The organism is Streptomyces sp. R41 (genome assembly GCF_041053055.1).
Taxonomy (GTDB): domain Bacteria; phylum Actinomycetota; class Actinomycetes; order Streptomycetales; family Streptomycetaceae; genus Streptomyces.
In genome coordinates, this window is record NZ_CP163443.1 from 4,610,747 (window position 1) to 4,626,629 (window position 15,883).

The following is a 15,883-nucleotide window of genomic DNA, read 5'->3' on the forward strand; positions in this document are numbered from 1 at the left end:
TCACGCGCCCATTGTCACGGAGCGCGGGTCGAACCCGAAGGGGAGCTCCAGGCGGTGGGTGCGCATGAGCTCGTCGTCGGAGAGCAGTTGACCGGTCTTCCCGTCGGCCGCGATCACGCCCTCGCTCAGCACGAGCGACCGGGAGCACAGCTCAAGGGCGTACGGCAGATCGTGCGTGACCATGAGGACGGTGACGTCCAACGACCGCAGGATGTCGGCGAGTTCGCGCCGCGAGGCGGGGTCCAGGTTGGAGGACGGCTCGTCGAGGACGAGGATCTCCGGCTCCATCGCGAGGACGGTCGCGACGGCCACCCGGCGCCGCTGGCCGAAGGAGAGGTGGTGCGGGGGACGGTCGGCGAAGGCCTCCATGCCGACCCGCTCCAGCGCCGTGCGGACCCGCTCCTCCAGCTCCGCGCCCTTCATCCCCGCCGCGGCCGGGCCGAAGGCGACGTCCTCCCGGACGGTCGGCATGAACAACTGGTCGTCCGGGTCCTGGAAGACGATGCCGACCTTGCGCCGGATCTCCGCCATGTGCCGCTTGCCGACCGGCAGGCCGGCCACCGTCACGGTTCCGGTACCGCCGCTCAGGATGCCGTTGAGGTGCAGCACGAGCGTCGTCTTGCCGGCGCCGTTCGGGCCGAGCAGCGCGACGCGCTCACCGCGCCCGATGCTGAAGTCGACGCCGAAGAGGGCCTGGTGCCCGTCGGGGTAGGCGAAGGCCAGTCCGGCCACTTCCAGAGAGGGGGTCACAGCGTCCATCCCAGCAGACATACGACAAGGGCGGCGAACGGGAGGGCGAGGGCGTACGACCACTGCGCCCGGGACGCGGTCACCTCGTCGATGACCGGCATCGAACCGGCGTAACCCCGGCTCACCATGGCGAGATGCACACGCTCCCCGCGCTCGTAGGAGCGGATGAACAGCGCGCCCGCCGACTTCGCGAGCACCCCCCAGTGCCGCACACCACGGGCCTCGAAGCCGCGCGACTCCCGCGCGATCCGCATCCGCCGCATCTCGTCCGTGATGACATCGCCATACCGGATCATGAAGGAGGCGATCTGCACGAGGAGCGGCGGAAGCTTCAACCGCTGCAGGCCCAGGAGCAGTTCGCGCAGTTCCGTGGTGGAGGCCAGGAGTACGGAGGCGGCGACGCCCAGGGTGCCCTTGGCGAGGACGTTCCACGCGCCCCACAAGCCGTTCACGCTCAACGACATGCCCAGCACATCCACCCGCTCGCCCTCCGCCACGAAGGGCATCAGCACGGCGAAGGCGACGAACGGGATCTCGATCAGCAGCCGTTTGAGCAGGAATCCAGCCGGTACGCGGGCCTTGTACGCGACCGTCGCGAGCAGCGCGGCGTACAGCGCGAACGCCCACATCGCCTCGCGCGGGGTGGAGACGACCACGACGACGAAGGCGAAGGCGGCGGCGAGTTTGGTGTGCGGCGGCAGGGCGTGCACGGGCGAGTGCCCGTGCCGGTAGAGCTTGTGGGCGTGGCCCGCGCCCATGTCAGACGCCCTCGGGGACGGAGACGGCAGACGCGTCGGCGCTGCGGCGCCTGCGGATCGCCCAGAAGATGCCGCTGCCCGCGACGACGGTGACGCCGACGCCGATCACGCCCGCGAGGCCGCCGGAGATCCGGGCGTCCGAGATGTCCTTGACGCCGTACCCGGCGAGCGGGGAGTCCTCCGTCGCGTGCTTCTCGGCCCGCTGGTCGATGCCCTTGTCCTTGGCGACCTTCTCCAGGCCGTCGGGGCTCGCGGAGGCGTAGAAGCTGACGAAGCCGGCGAGCACGAGGGAGGTGACGAGGCCGGTGATCCACACCTTGCGGTGCGAGGAGCGGGCAGCGACGGGGGCGGCCTTCGTGGGGGCGTCGACCAACTCCCCGTTCACGCGCAGCTTGAGCTGCTGCTGGAGGCCGCGGGCGCCGTACACGAGATCGGGTCGTACGGCGATGACGGCGCCGACGGTGAGCCCGGTGATGGCGGCCTCGCCGATGCCGATGAGGATGTGCACGCCGATCATGGCGGTGGCGACCTTGGAGATCGCGACGTCGGTGGTGCCGCCGATCGCGTAGATGAGGGTGAAGGCGACGGCGGCGGCCGGGACGGAAAGGAGCGCGGAGACGAAGGCGGCGACGGTGATGGAGCGCCGCTTGCGGGGCAGCACCTTCACCAGCCCGCGGAAGACGGCGTACGAGACGATCGTGGTCACGATCGCCATGTCCGTGATGTTCACGCCGAGCGCGGTGAGGCCGCCGTCCGCGAAGAGGATGCCCTGCATCAGCAGAACCACCGAGACGCAGAGGACGCCGGTGTAGGGGCCGACGAGTATCGCGGCCAGGGCACCGCCGAGCAGATGTCCGCTGGTCCCGGCGGCGACCGGGAAGTTCAGCATCTGTACGGCGAAGATGAAGGCGGCGACCAGGCCGGCGAGCGGGGCGGTTCGCTCGTCGAGTTCGCGGCGGGCGCCGCGCAGGCTCACGGCGATGGCACCGGCGGCGACTACTCCGGTGACCGCGGAGACCGGGGCGTTGATGAATCCGTCAGGCACATGCACCGTTCGATGATAGTGCCTTGTTGCGAATGGCTTGCAAGAGCGAGCCGCCCATGAATAGCCCATGAGGTGCGCCCAGGGCGGACCTTGGAGGATCGAACCGAATGATCCGGAAGCGTTTTCCGTGAGATGTGCGACATTGGAATGGTGACGGATTCACAGATTCCACACAGCTAACACAGCGTAAGGAGTCGGTTCATGTACGCCGTCGAACAGTACGCCCGCGCCCATATCGTCACGGACACCGCCGACTCCCCCGACGACGAACACCGGGCCGTCCCCGTGGCCCTCCGTTACGACCCGGAGAGCGATCCCCGCCGGGTGCACATCACTTTGCCCGGGCCCCATGAGTGGGTGTTCGCCCGCGAGCTGCTCGAGCAGGGGCTGCGCGTTCCCGTCAGCAGCGGCGGCGTCCGCGTGTGGCCGTGCGGCCGGGTGCAGGCCGTCATGGAGTTCCACTCGGCGGACGGAGTGGCGGTCGTGCAGGTCGACTCGAAAGTCCTGATGCGCTTCCTGCGTCGCACGTACACGGCGACGCCTCCGGCAGCAGCGGCGGCGGGCCTGTCGCCCGCTGGGGTCGGACACGGTGCGGCGTCGCGCGGGCGCGCCTAGCGTCGAATCCAGAGCCCCGTCGGACAGCGCGAGAGCCCGGTCGGACAGCGCTAGACCCCGGTCGATGACCGCGAAAGCCCAACAGACGCCGGTAAGGGCGCCCCACGCGTGGGGCGCCCTTACCGCGGTTGAGGTGTGCTCAGACCCGGGCCAGTTCCCGGTCGTCGTCCTCGTCCATCGGCTTCTTGTCGAGTGCCCGCAGACCCTCGCCCTCGACGTCGACGTTCGGCAGCGCGCGGTCCAGCCACTTCGGCAGCCACCAGGCCTTCTTGCCCAGCAGGGCCAGGACGGCCGGGACGAGCGCCATGCGCACGAGGAACGCGTCGAAGAAGACGGCGATCGCGAGGCCGAAGCCGATCATCTTGATCATCGACTCGCTGGAGCCGATGAAGCCCGAGAACACCGCGATCATGATGACGGCCGCCGCCGTGACCACTCGCGCGCCGTGCTTGAAGCCGGTCACGATGGCCTGGCCGGCCTTCTCCCCGTGGACGTACGCCTCGCGCATCCGGGTCACCAGGAAGACCTCGTAGTCCATGGCGAGACCGAAGACGACGCCCACCATGAAGATCGGCATCATCGACATGATCGGGCCGGTCTCCTCGACGCCCATGAGGCCGGACAGCCAGCCCCACTGGAACACCGCGACGACGGCGCCGAGCGCGGCCATCACCGAGAGCAGGAAGCCGAGGGCCGCCTTCAGCGGGACCAGGATCGAGCGGAAGACCACGATCAGGAGCAGGAAGGCGAGGCCGACCACCAGCGCGAGATACGGGATCAGCGCGTCGTTGAGCTTCTGCGAGAAGTCGATGTTCATCGCGGTGGTGCCGGTGACCAGCACCTTGGCGTCGGTGTCCGCCTTGACGTCGGCGCCCTCGTCACGGATGGCGTGCACCAGGTCCTCGGTCTTGACGGAGGACGGCTTCGAGTCGGGGATCACCGTGATCATCGCGGTGTCGCCGGCCTTGTTCCACGTCGCCGGGGTCACCGTCACGACGCCCTTGAGGTCCTTGATCTTGTCGGACACCTCGGTGACGGCGCCCTTCGGGTCGTCACTCGCCTTCGCGTCGGACACGACCATCAGCGGGCCGTTGAAGCCGGGCCCGAAGCCCTCGGACAGCAGGTCGTACGCGCGGCGCTGCGTGGTCGACGTCGGCTGCGAACCGTCGTCGGGCAGACCCAGTTCGAGCGAGGTCGCCGGGATCGCGGCCGCGCCCAGGCCCACCACACCGAGCAGCAGCACGGCGAGCGGACGGCGCACGACGAAGCTCGCCCAGCGCGTGCCCATGTTGGGCTTGCTCTCCTTCTTGGCCTTCTTGGCGGCGCGACCGCCGCCGAGCAGCTTGCTCTTCTCCCCCGCGGGCTTCACCTTCTTGCCCGCGTACCCGAGCAGCGCCGGGATCATCGTCAGCGCGATCAGTACGGCGATGGCGACCGTGCCCGCCGCCGCGACGCCCATCTTCGTCAGCATCGGGATGTTGACGACCGACAGGCCGACCAGCGCGATCACGACCGTCAGCCCCGCGAAGACCACCGCGGAGCCCGCCGTGCCGACAGCACGTCCGGCCGCCTCCTCGCGTTCGCGGCCCTCGGCCAGCTCGGCCCGGTAGCGGGAGACGATGAACAGCGCGTAGTCGATGCCGACCGCGAGGCCGATCATCATCGCCAGGGTCGACGTGGTGGTGCCGAGGTCGAGCGCGTTGGCGAGGGCGGTGATGCTGGAGACGCCGATGCCGACACCGATCAGCGCGGTCAGCAGCGGCAGCCCGGCCGCGATCAGCGAGCCGAAGGTGATGACGAGCACGACCGCGGCGACCGCGATACCGATGACCTCGGTGGATCCGGTCTCGGGCGTCGCCTGGAGCGCGTCACCGCCCACCTCGACGGTCAGCCCGGCATCCCGCGCCTCCTGCGCGGTCTCCTTCAGGGCGTCCTTCGAGGAGTCCTTCAACTCCATCCCGGAGACCTTGTACTTCACCTGCGTGTAGGCGATCGAGCCGTCCTTGCTCACGGCCTTCGCCTTGAACGGGTCGGTGACGGAGGTGACTTCGGAGCCGTCGCCGAGCGCCTTGACGGTCTTCTCGACGGTGGCCTTGTTGTCCTTGTCCGACATCTTCTCGCCGCTGGGCGCCTTGAAGACGACTCGCGCGGTCGCTCCGTCGGCGCTCATGCCGGGGAAGCGGTTCTCCAGCAGGTCGAAGGCCTTCTGCGCCTCGGTGCCGGGGATCGAGAAGGAGGACGCACCCGCGGTGGGCGCGGAAGCGGCGCCGACACCCGCGAGCGTCAGCAGCGCCACCCAGATCAGGGCGACGAAGTGCCGTCGCCTGAAGGCGAGTCGGCCGAGTTTGTAGAGGAACGTGGCCACGAGGGCGTTCTCCCGGTCAGGTCGTGGGATGGCAGGGGCTGGTGTGATCACCCGAGTGGGGGCAGGGGGGATCAGCCCGACGACGTGAGCGGTCGCGCGTCAGGTGCAACTGGTGGTTCTTACAAGGGAGTTGGAGGAGGTTCAGGCACCGAGGGCGGGGAAGACCACGGCATCGAAGTACTTGCGGAGGAACGCCTGGGTCGGCGGCAGATCATCGATGAACGTGCGGGCAGCGAAGCCGCCGATCACCATGTGCAGCACGTAGTCCAGCGCGGGGTTGTCCGGACGGATCTCACCCCGGTCGACGGCACGCCGGAGGACCGTGCGCATCTCCTCGATCTCCGGCTCGATGAGCAGTTCCCGGAAGGCCTTGAGGAGATCGGGGTTGGAGTGCACCGCCATGGCCAGGGCCCGCATCAGCGCGGAGTTCTGCTCCATGGTGCAGTCGTCCTCACGCGCCAGCAGCGAGAGGAAGTCGCCCCGAAGGGACCCCGTGTCGACATCGGCGATGCCCCGCTTGCTGTGCCGCATCGCCTTGACGACCAGTTCGGCCTTGCCGCCCCACTGGCGGTAGAGGGTGGCCTTGCTGGACTTGGTGCGCGCGGCGACGGCATCCATGGTCAGCGCGTCGTATCCGACCTCCCGGAGCAGGTCGAGCACGGCCGTGTACAGCTCGGCCTCGCGCTCGGGCGTGATCCGACTGCGTCGCGCCGTTGCGGTCTCAGCCATCGCACTCACCTTCTCCTGCTCCGCGCCCGGAGCGGCAGGGCTCCGAACGACACGGTTTCGTACGTCTTCGTCGTACGTCTCTGAAGATACCCCGAGAGTCAACGAAACGAAACCGTTTCGTACGTGTTCTGGGTCACGGGTGTGCTTTCACCAGTTGCCGAGGCCCGCTGAAGTTGCCGGTGCCCGCCGAGCGGAAAAGCATGGGTAGGTGAGCGACGAGCACGAGAAGGCGACCACGGACCGGGCGACCACCGACGAGAACGCGACGACCGACGAACAGGTGATCCCCGACGAACAGGTGATCATCGACGAGAGCGCGACCGGCACGGACCTCGCACCCGGATACCTGCGCTTCCCGCACCTCAGCGGCGACCTGCTGTGCTTCGCGGCCGAGGACGACCTGTGGGTGGCCCCCCTCGACGGGCCGGGGCGCGCCTGGCGGGTCACCGTGGACCGCACCAAGGTCGGCCACCCCCGCTTCTCCCCCGATGGCCGCCACATCGCGTACACCAGCTGGCGCAGCTTCGTCCCGGAGATCCATCTGGCGCCGGTGGCCGGCGGACCCGGCAGGCGGCTCACCTACTGGGGCAGCGCGGACACCCAGGTCTGCGGCTGGTCCCCCGACGGCGACATCCTCGCCGTCGCCTCGCACGGCGAACCCTTCTCGTACTTCACCTGGGCCTACAAGGTCCCCACCAACGGCGACCCGGGCGGCAAGATGCCCTGGGGCCCGGTCTCGCACATCGCGACCGCCGACATCGACGGCGAGCGCAAGACCCTGCTGCTCACCGGCACCCCGCCGCACGAGCCGGCCGCCTGGAAGCGGTACCGCGGCGGCGCGATGGGCCGACTCTGGTTGCACGGTCGGCAGCTGCTCGCCGACCTCGAGGGCCACCTCGCCTGCCCCATGTTCGTCCGCGACCGCATCGCCTTCCTCTCCGACCACGAGGGCATCGGGAACCTCTACTCCTGCGCGTACGACGGCTCCGACCTGCGCCGGCACACCGACCACGACGCCTTCTACGCCCGGCACGCCTCCAGCGACGGCACCCGGGTCGTCTACCAGTGCGCGGGCGACCTGTGGATCGTCGACGACCTGTCCCCGGAGTCGATCCCGCGCCGCCTCGACGTCCGCCTGGGCGGGCCGCGCGCGGGACGCCGTACGTACCAGGTGCCGGCCACCCAGAACGTCGACGGCATCTCCGTGGACGAGACGGGCCGGGCCAGCGCCGTCGTCGTACGCGGCAGCCTGTACTGGCTCACGCACCGCGACGGCCCCGCCCGCACGATCACGGACACCCCGGGGGTACGGGTCCGGCTCCCCGAGATGCTCGGCTCGGGCGGTCAGGTCGCCTACGTCACGGACGCGGAGGGCGAGGACGCCGTCGAGATCGCCTTCCTCCCGCGCGCCACCGGCGACAGCGAGCCGCGCCGGCTCGCCTCCGGCGAGCTGGGCCGCGTACAGGAGCTGGTGTCGGACCCGCAGGGCGAGCGCCTCGCGATCGCCTCGAACGACGGGCGGCTGCTGCTGCTCGATGCCACGGAGGAGTCCGGGGGCACCTCCGTGGCGAAGTCCGGGGGAGGAGAGGTCACGGAGCTCATTCGGTCCATCAACGGGCCGGTACGGGATCTGGCCTTCTCGCCGGACGGGGCGTGGCTGACATGGTCGCACCCGGGCATCGGCCGCTCCCTGCGCCAGATCAAGATGGCGCGGATAAAGGACCACCTGATCGTCGATGTCACCAACGGGCGCTTCGAGGACGAGAACCCGGTGTTCACGCGGGACGGCCGCTATCTGGCCTTCCTTTCCTGGCGCGGCTTCGACCCGGTGTACGACGTGCACACCGGGGATCTTTCCTTCCCGCTCGGCTGCAGGCCCTATCTGGTGCCGCTCTCCTCCGTGACCCCCTCCCCGTTCGCGCTGAACCCCGAGGGGCGTCCGGTCGCCGGGGGCCTGGATCCGGTCGAGGACGAGGCGGGCGACGGCAGCATGGCCACCGTCGAGCTGGAAGGCCTGGAGAGCCGGGTGACCCCCTTCCCGGTCACCGCCTCCAAGTATTCGGCGCTGCATCCGGTCGCGGGCGGCGGCCTCGTCTGGCTGCGCTGGCCGATCTCGGGCGCGCTGGGCGAGACCTTCGTGAACCCCGCCGACCTGTCCGGCCGCCCGACCCTCGAATACTTCAACCTCGGCAAGGCGAAGAAGTCCGAACTCGTCGAGCATCTGGACTGGTTCGCGGTGAGCGGCGACGGCACCCGGCTGGTGGTCGTGGACGAGGGCGACCTGCGCGCCGTCCCCTCCACCGAGCCCGGCGACGGCGACACCACGGTCTGGATCGACCTGCGCCGTGTCATCCACAACGTGGACCCGCCCGCCGAATGGCGCCAGGCGTACGCGGAGGCGGGCCGCATCATCCGCGACTACTTCTGGGAACCGCACATGTGCGGCATCGACTGGAACGCGGTGCTCGCGCAGTACCGCCCGCTGGTCGAACGGGTCGCGTCACCGGACGAGTTCGCGGACCTGCTGCGCGAGGTTCTCGGCGAACTGGGCACCTCGCACGCGTACGTCTCCGCCGCCCGCCGCAACGAGGGCCCCGCCCACTACCAGCGCTGGCAGGGCCTGCTGGGCGCCAACCTCGTCCGCCGCGACGGCAGTTGGATGCTCAAGCGAATCCTGCCCGGCGACTCGTCCGACTCCAAGGCCCGCTCTCCCCTTGCCGGTACGGGGATCCGCGAGGGCGCGGTGCTCACGCACGTGGACGGCCGCCCCGTGGACCCGGTCACCGGCCCGTATCCCCTGCTGGCGGGCGCGGGCGGTACGACGGTGGAGCTGACGTTCACCCCGGCGGAGGGCGAGGGCCGGCCGCGCCGGGTCGCCGTGGTGCCCCTGATCGACGAGCGGCCCCTTCGCTACCAGGACTGGGTGGCCAAACGCCGCGAAGTGGTACGGGAGTTGAGCCACGGCATGTGCGGGTATCTGCACATCCCGGACATGGGCGGCTCGGGCTGGGCCCAGTTCAACCGCGACCTGCGCATGGAGCTCTCACGCCCCGCCCTGATCGTCGACGTACGCGGCAACGCGGGCGGCCACATCAGCGAGCTGGTCGTCGAAAAGCTGACGCGCACGATCCTGGGCTGGGACCTGACACGCAACGCCCAGCCGGTGTCGTACGCGTCGAACGCGCCACGGGGCCCGGTGGTCGCCCTGGCGGACGAGGCGACCTCGTCGGACGGCGACATGATCACGGCGGCGTTCAAGCTGTTGAAGCTGGGCCCGGTGGTCGGCCAGCGCACCTGGGGCGGCGTCGTCGGCATGACCGGCCGCCACCGCCTCGGCGACGGCACGGTGATCACCGTCCCCATGAACGCGGCCTGGTTCGACGCGTACGGCTGGTCCATCGAAAACCGTGGCGTCATCCCGGACTTGGAGATCCTGCGCACCCCGCTCGACTGGGCCGAGGGCCGCCACGCCCAACTCGACGACGCCATCCAATTGGCCCTGGACCTCCTGAACACCAACCCGGCGGCGTCGCCACCGGACTATTCGCACGTGCCGGACAGGACCAGGCCGAAACTCCCCCCGAGGCCGACGAGTTAGCGACCGCCGGGCGGCAGCCGAACCGCTACCGCTGTGGGCAATCGTCCCGCAGGGCGATGGGGGTCCCCAGCGGCAGCCAACGCAGGAATGGGGCGCCCCCATGAGAGGGGCACCCCATCCGGGTAAAGCCGGCGCAGCAAGTCGCGAACGATCAGACGTCGTAGTCCTGGTCGAAGCGGTCCTGGGCCTCCTGCTGAATGCGCTCGTCCTCCCGCAGGTTCTGCGAGCGCTGGCTCGGCGAGCCCTGCTTCTGCGAGCCCTGCTTCTGCGAAGTCCGCTCGCGCGTCTCTTCCTTCGCGTCGCCCATCTTCTTCTTGGCCTGCTGCTTCATCTGCTCGGCCTTGTCCTGGAACTGGTCCTTCATGCCCATGAGGTTTCACTCCCATAGTGGGTGAGGGGATTGGGCCTCGACCAGACTTACACGAGGGGACAAAGCACGCATTTCGATCAGTGACTCACGGTGAGCCACAGCAGATCACTCAAGGTGAAGTGCCCTGCCGCCGCTGCTCGTCGGCGGCCCCACCGGCCCCGACCAGCCCCGTGCGCACGCTCGCGAGCCGCGGCTCGAACCGCCGCATCTCGCGCTGCCCGACCGCCCCGATGATCCCGGGCAGATACCCGCGCACGCCCTGCATCCCGCGCAGCCACCACTGCGCGTACACATGACTCGACCGCCGCTCTATCCCGGCGACGATCCGGTCCACCGCAGGACCCAGCGGATACGTCTTGTTGGACGGCCACGGCAGCCGCTGCCGCAGTTCGCGCATCACCTCGTCCTGGTCGGCGCCCCGCACCATGTCGGTGTCGGTCCACGACAGATAACCCACCCCGACGCGCACGCCCTTGTAGCCGACCTCGGCGCGCAGGCTGTGCGCGTACGCCTCCACGCCCGACTTGGACGCGCAGTACGCGGTCATCATCGGCGCCGGAGTGATGGCGGCGAGCGAGGCGATCTGCAGCAGATACCCCCGGCTCTCCATCAGCACGGGCAGGAACGCCCGCGCCGTCACCGCCGATCCGATCAGATTGACCTCGATGACGCGCCGCCAGGCGACGGGGTCGGAGTCCACGAAGGGCCCGCCACTGGCCACCCCCGCGTTGGCGACGACGATGTCCACCTTCCCGAACCGCTGCTTGACCTCCTCCGCGACCCGCGCCATCGCCTCGTGGTCGGTGACGTCGGCGTACCAGTGGTCGCTGTCGCTGTGCAGCCGCTGCGAGACCTGCTTGAGCTCGTCCGCCTCCAGGCCGACGAGTGCGACCTTGGCGCCGCGCGCCGAGAGCTTGCGGGCGAGGAGTTCACCGACGCCCCGCGCCGCCCCCGTGACGACCGCGACCTGTCCTTCCAGGCTGACCCTGCTCATGCGCCCTCCTTGATCTCTACGGCTTCCGGTGCCCGTGAGGTGTACGTGGTGACGAGTTCGCGTATGCGCGAGGTCACCAGCTCGGGCGCCTCCACCGGTGTCATGTGTCCGAGCCCCGGCAACTCCGTGATCCCGACGCAGTTCGGCAGCGTGGCGACCAGGGCGCGCGCGTGCACGACCGGCGTCAACCGGTCCGCCGTCCCGACGACGACCGCCGTCGGGACCCGCAACTCCCGTACGCCGTGGTCGAGATCGAGCACGTCGAGGACGGCCGACCACGCATGCCGCACCTTGCGCGGACAGGCGTGCACGATCCGCGCGCACGCCTCGACCATGCCGGGCGACGAACCGGGGCCCATCGTCCCGTACTTGAGGATCCGCTTGGCCAGCGGTGTGACCGGCCCGAGCGGTGCGCGCGATCCGAGGACGGACTTGGTGATACGAGTCCGCAGCCGTCCGGCGCGCATCGGCACCACGCGCGCCTCCGCGACCAGCCGCGAGCTCCCCGTACTGCACAGCAGCGCGGCCGCCGCGTGCTCCCGGAAGCGCGCCCTGGCCGAGGCGGCCATGAGCGTCATCCCGCCCATGGAGTGCCCCACGAGCACGGCCTTCTCGCCCGGCGCGAGCGTGGCCGCGAGCACGGCCTCCAGGTCGTCGGCGAGCGCCTTTGTGCTGCACGTGGCGCTCGCGGGGCTGCGCCCGTGCCCGCGCTGGTCGTACGCGATGACCCGGTGGTCGGCGGCGAGCTCCCGTATCTGCGCCGCCCAGAAGGCGGTCGAGCAGGTCCAGCCGTGCGCGAGGACGACCGCGGGCGCGCTCTCGGGCCCGTGCACCTCGACGTGCAGTCGCGCGCCGTCGGCGGAGACGGCGGTCAGTTCTCGCGCGGGCGCGGGCGGCGCGTACGCCCCGTGCGACACATGCATCAGTCGGCTCACGCTTCGGCCTCCACCTTCTTCTCGGTACGGGACTTGGCCGGGGACTTGGCGGGGGACGTGCCGGCGGCCGGTGCCTTCGGCGCTCGCAGGACCTCGTACTCCCCCAGGTCCACGCGCCGCGTGGCCGTGCGGAACTCGCTCGTCGTACCTGGCCAGATGGTGGTGTTCACGCCGTTGGCGTCGAGGTACCAGCTGGTGCAGCCGCCGGTGTTCCACACCGTGCGCTTCATGCGCTCCTGGACCTTGTGGTTCCAGGCGTCCACGGCGCCGGGGCGCGCGTCGAGGGCCGCACGCCCTCCGAGGACGTCCAACTGCCGTACGAAGTCGGCCATGTAGTTCAGCTGGGACTCGATCATCAGGATCATCGACGAGTTCCCGAGGCCGGTGTTGGGCCCGATGATCGTCATCCAGTTGGGGAAGCCGGCCGCGGTCGCCCCGCGCAGCGACTTCATACCGGTCCGCCACACCTCGGCGAGCGTCTTCCCCTCCGCCCCGACGACCCGTTCCGCGATCGGCATGTCGGTGACGTGGAAGCCCGTGCCGAAGACGATCGCGTCGACCTCGGCGGTGCTGCCGTCGGCGGCGACGAGGGTGGAGCCGTCGATCTCGGCGAGCCCGGAGGCCACCAGGTCCACATTCGGCCGGGTGAGCGCCGGGTAGTAGGTGTTGGAGAGCAGAATGCGCTTGCAGCCGATCCGGTAGTCGGGAGTCAGCTTCTTCCGAAGCTCCGGATCCTTGACGGCGCGGGCGATGTTCCGCTTGGCCAACTGCTCCACCATGCCCAGCTCATTGGGCCGCTTGGTGAACGCCTGGACCTGCAACTCCCGGATGCCCCACAGGAGTCCGCGCCGGGCCTGGGTCGTGAACGGCAGCTGCCGGTGCAGCCATCGCTCGACACCGCTGATGGCCCGGTCGACGCGCGGCATCACCCAGGGCGGGGTGCGCTGGAAGAGGGTGAGCTTGGCGACCTCGGGCTGGATCGACGGCACGATCTGGATGGCCGAAGCGCCGGTGCCGATCATGGCGACGCGCTTGCCGCGCAGGTCGTAGTCGTGGTCCCAGCGGGCCGAGTGGAAGACCTTGCCGGGGAAGGTGTCGATCCCCGGGACGTCCGGGATCTTGGGGTCGGAGAGCGGCCCGGTGGCGGAGACGACGACATCCGCCGTGAGGAAGCCACTGCTGGTCTCGATCCCCCAGCGCAGCTTCTCCGCGTCCCAGGTCATCATCTTCACTTCGGTGTTGAAGCGCAGATGCGACCGCAGCCGGAAGACGTCCGCGACGTGCTCCAGGTACGCGCGGATGTGCTCCTGCCCGGAGAAGGTGCGCGGCCACTCGGGGTTGGGCGCGAACGAGAACGAGTAAAGGTGGGACGGTACGTCGCAGGCGCACCCGGGATAGCTGTTGTCCCGCCAGGTGCCGCCCACGCTGTCGGCGCGTTCCAGGACGACGAAGTCGGTGACGCCTTCGCGGCGCAGCCGCACGGCAGCTCCCAGACCGCCGAACCCGGACCCGATCACCGCCACCCGTACATGCTCGTGCTCGGTCATCCCGACGCCTCCCTAGCCGCACGACCCTGCCAGTGAACACTGGCGCAATGGGGAGAGTAGAGCAGCCGCGTACTGATGGGTAGGGGTCGCGACCGGGAAAGTTACCGGGGGTACGACGTAGGGTGCGCACGTGGCGGAGAAGCGTGAGTACCGGATGGAGGAGCTGGCCAAGGAAGCCGGCATCACCGTGCGCACCCTGCGCTTCTACCGGGAGCGCAAGCTCATACCGCCGCCCCGCCGCGAGGGCCGTATCGCCTGGTACGACGACACACACCTGACCCGTCTGCGCACCATCTCGGCGCTGCTCGAACGCGGCCACACCCTCAGCGGCATCGCCGAACTGGCCGAGGCCTTCGACCACGGGCGCGACGTGGGCGAGCTGCTGGGCCTCGGCGAACCCACCGAGGAGACCCCCGTCCGCCTCTCCCCCGAGGAACTGGCCGACGTCTTCGCGGGCCAGGCGACCCCGGAGAACCTCGCCGCCGCTCTCGACCTCGGCTACCTCGGCACCGACGGCGGCGAGATCGTCCACATCAGCCGTCGTCTGCTCGACGTCTCGGCGGCCCTGGTCCGCGAGGGCATCCCGCTCGCGGACGTCCTGACGGCCGCCCGGCGCGTACGCGATCACGCCGACGCGCTCGCCGAGCTCTTCACCACCCTCGTCCTCACCGAGGACCGCACCACCGAGGACCTCCAGCGCCTGCGCCCGCTGGCGAAGAGCGTGGTGGAGGCGGAGCTGTCGATGGCGCTGGACCGGCGGCTACGGGATCAGAGGCCATAAACCGGGCACTGAAGACCGGATCAGAGGTCGTAGACCACGGTCACGGGCGCATGGTCGGACCACCGCTCCCCATGCGTCGCCGCCCTCTCCACGAACCCCTTGACCGCCTTGCCCGCGAGCCCAGATGTGGCGACCTGGTAGTCGATGCGCCAGCCGGTGTCGTTGTCGAAGGCCCGCCCGCGATACGACCACCACGAGTACGGCCCTTCGACGTCCGGGTGCAGCGCGCGCACGACATCGACGTATCCACCGTCACCCGCGTCGAAGACCTGCCCCATCCACGCCCGCTCCTCGGGCAGGAAGCCGGAGTTCTTCTTGTTGCCGCGCCAGTTCTTGAGGTCGGCCTCCTGGTGGGCGATGTTCCAGTCGCCGCACACGACGACCTCGCGCCCGTCGGCGGCGGCCCGCTCACGCAGCCCCTTCAGGTGGCCGAGGAACTCCCCCATGAACCGCACCTTCTCGTCCTGCCGCTCCGTCCCGACCTCACCCGAAGGCAGATACAGGCTGGCGACGGTGACGCCGGGCAGATCGGCCTCGCCGTAACGCCCACTGGAGTCGAACTCCTCGGAGCCGAACCCGACCCGCACGCGATCGGGCTCGCGGCGCGTATAGAGGGACACACCGGCACGCCCCTTGGCGGCTGCCGGAGCATGCACGACATGCCACCCCTCGGGCGCGCGCACCTCCTCAGGCAGCTGCCCGGGCTCGGCCCGCACCTCCTGGAGGCACAGCACGTCCGCGGAGGTCCCCGCGAGCCACTCCACGAAGCCCTTCTTCGCGGCGGCCCGGAGCCCATTCACATTCACAGAGGTAACAGTCAGCACCAGGGCACGATACTTAACCCCTACCCCCAATCCTACGCATAGATGTACGGTTAACCGCATGAATATCCGCCGGGTCCCCTTCGACCACCCCGACGCCGTCAAGCTCAACGACCAGGTGCAGGCCGAATACGCCGAGCGCTACGAGGATGAGGGTGACGTCACCCCCCTCGACGCCTGGATGTTCGCCCCACCGCTCGGGCTCTACCTGATCGCGTACGACGAACGGGACCGCCCGGTCGCCACGGGCGGCTGGCGCGCCCAGGACGAGAACGACGAGGGCTACTCGGACGGCGACGCCGAACTCAAGCGCATGTACGTGATCCCCGAGGCCCGCGGTCTCGGCCTCGCCCGCCGCATCCTGGCCGCCCTCGAGTCGGACGCCCGCGCGGCCGGCCGTACCCGCATGGTCCTGGAAACCGGCGCCAAGCAGCCCGAGGCGGTCGCGCTCTACACGTCGAGCGACTACTCGCCCTGCGCCAAGTTCGGCCACTATCGCTTCCACGAACTGAGCCTCTGCTACGCCAAGGCGCTGTAGATCTCCGATCCCGGCAACGGGGACGTGAGGGTGCCCC

The 15,883-nt window shown here is 69.8% G+C and carries 14 protein-coding genes; 4 read left to right on the forward strand and 10 right to left on the reverse strand.

Annotation, left to right across the window (positions count from 1 at the left end):
* Genes AB5J53_RS21090 through AB5J53_RS21100 form a run of 3 tightly spaced genes read right to left on the reverse strand, consistent with a single transcriptional unit; the run spans position 1 to position 2,559 of the window.
* Entirely contained in the window at positions 1–759 is a 759-nt protein-coding gene (locus AB5J53_RS21090) for an energy-coupling factor ABC transporter ATP-binding protein (RefSeq protein ID WP_369247216.1), read from the reverse strand.
* Positions 747–1,508 carry a cobalt ECF transporter T component CbiQ gene (gene cbiQ / locus AB5J53_RS21095; RefSeq protein ID WP_369247217.1) on the reverse strand — a complete coding sequence of 254 codons (762 nt, stop codon included), beginning with the start codon at positions 1,506–1,508 and terminating at the stop codon, positions 747–749. Before cbiQ ends, AB5J53_RS21090 begins: the two co-directional genes overlap by 13 nt.
* 1 nt (position 1,509) lies before the next feature.
* Positions 1,510–2,559: an energy-coupling factor ABC transporter permease gene (locus tag AB5J53_RS21100; protein ID WP_369247218.1), complete on the reverse strand. Its 1,050-nt coding sequence runs from the start codon at positions 2,557–2,559 to the stop codon at positions 1,510–1,512.
* A 195-nt stretch (positions 2,560–2,754) separates the two neighbouring features.
* Here AB5J53_RS21100 and AB5J53_RS21105 point away from each other — a divergent pair, with 195 nt between their 5' ends.
* Positions 2,755–3,168, forward strand: coding sequence for an SsgA family sporulation/cell division regulator (locus tag AB5J53_RS21105; RefSeq protein WP_369247219.1), 414 nt, complete (start codon positions 2,755–2,757; stop codon positions 3,166–3,168).
* A 139-nt stretch (positions 3,169–3,307) separates the two neighbouring features.
* Here the strand turns inward: AB5J53_RS21105 and AB5J53_RS21110 are convergent, their stop codons facing one another.
* Together AB5J53_RS21110 and AB5J53_RS21115 are read right to left on the reverse strand one after the other, a co-directional pair.
* Positions 3,308–5,533 (reverse strand): MMPL family transporter, encoded by a 2,226-nt coding sequence (locus tag AB5J53_RS21110; RefSeq protein ID WP_369247220.1) that lies wholly within the window; start codon positions 5,531–5,533, stop codon positions 3,308–3,310.
* Positions 5,534–5,674: 141 nt separating this feature from the next.
* On the reverse strand, positions 5,675–6,262 hold the full coding sequence (locus AB5J53_RS21115) for a TetR/AcrR family transcriptional regulator (protein WP_369247221.1): 588 nt from the start codon (positions 6,260–6,262) through the stop codon (positions 5,675–5,677).
* 298 nt (positions 6,263–6,560) lie between these two features.
* On the opposite strand from AB5J53_RS21115, the gene AB5J53_RS21120 reads away from it, so the two are divergent.
* Positions 6,561–9,860 (forward strand): S41 family peptidase, encoded by a 3,300-nt coding sequence (locus AB5J53_RS21120; RefSeq protein WP_369252368.1) that lies wholly within the window; start codon positions 6,561–6,563, stop codon positions 9,858–9,860.
* A gap of 151 nt (positions 9,861–10,011) precedes the next feature.
* Here AB5J53_RS21120 and AB5J53_RS21125 read toward each other — a convergent pair whose 3' ends face one another.
* From AB5J53_RS21125 to AB5J53_RS21140, 4 genes are all read right to left on the reverse strand, one after another.
* Positions 10,012–10,224, reverse strand: a complete 213-nt coding sequence (locus tag AB5J53_RS21125; protein ID WP_369247222.1) for a hypothetical protein — start codon at positions 10,222–10,224, stop codon at positions 10,012–10,014.
* A gap of 115 nt (positions 10,225–10,339) precedes the next feature.
* Entirely contained in the window at positions 10,340–11,224 is an 885-nt protein-coding gene (locus tag AB5J53_RS21130) for an SDR family oxidoreductase (RefSeq protein WP_369247223.1), read from the reverse strand.
* Positions 11,221–12,159 carry an alpha/beta fold hydrolase gene (locus AB5J53_RS21135; RefSeq protein ID WP_369247224.1) on the reverse strand — a complete coding sequence of 313 codons (939 nt, stop codon included), beginning with the start codon at positions 12,157–12,159 and terminating at the stop codon, positions 11,221–11,223. The genes AB5J53_RS21130 and AB5J53_RS21135 overlap by 4 nt, the downstream gene beginning before the upstream one ends.
* Positions 12,156–13,706 (reverse strand): flavin-containing monooxygenase, encoded by a 1,551-nt coding sequence (locus tag AB5J53_RS21140; RefSeq protein WP_369247225.1) that lies wholly within the window; start codon positions 13,704–13,706, stop codon positions 12,156–12,158. The genes AB5J53_RS21135 and AB5J53_RS21140 overlap by 4 nt, the downstream gene beginning before the upstream one ends.
* A 154-nt stretch (positions 13,707–13,860) precedes the next feature.
* Here AB5J53_RS21140 and AB5J53_RS21145 point away from each other — a divergent pair, with 154 nt between their 5' ends.
* Positions 13,861–14,487 carry a MerR family transcriptional regulator gene (locus tag AB5J53_RS21145; RefSeq protein WP_369252370.1) on the forward strand — a complete coding sequence of 209 codons (627 nt, stop codon included), beginning with the start codon at positions 13,861–13,863 and terminating at the stop codon, positions 14,485–14,487.
* 20 nt (positions 14,488–14,507) lie between these two features.
* Here AB5J53_RS21145 and AB5J53_RS21150 read toward each other — a convergent pair whose 3' ends face one another.
* Positions 14,508–15,311 carry an exodeoxyribonuclease III gene (locus tag AB5J53_RS21150; RefSeq protein ID WP_369247226.1) on the reverse strand — a complete coding sequence of 268 codons (804 nt, stop codon included), beginning with the start codon at positions 15,309–15,311 and terminating at the stop codon, positions 14,508–14,510.
* Between the two features lie 58 nt (positions 15,312–15,369).
* Between AB5J53_RS21150 and AB5J53_RS21155 the strand changes: the two genes are divergently transcribed.
* Positions 15,370–15,846 (forward strand): GNAT family N-acetyltransferase, encoded by a 477-nt coding sequence (locus AB5J53_RS21155; protein ID WP_369247227.1) that lies wholly within the window; start codon positions 15,370–15,372, stop codon positions 15,844–15,846.
* The last annotated feature ends 37 nt before the right edge of the window (positions 15,847–15,883 follow it).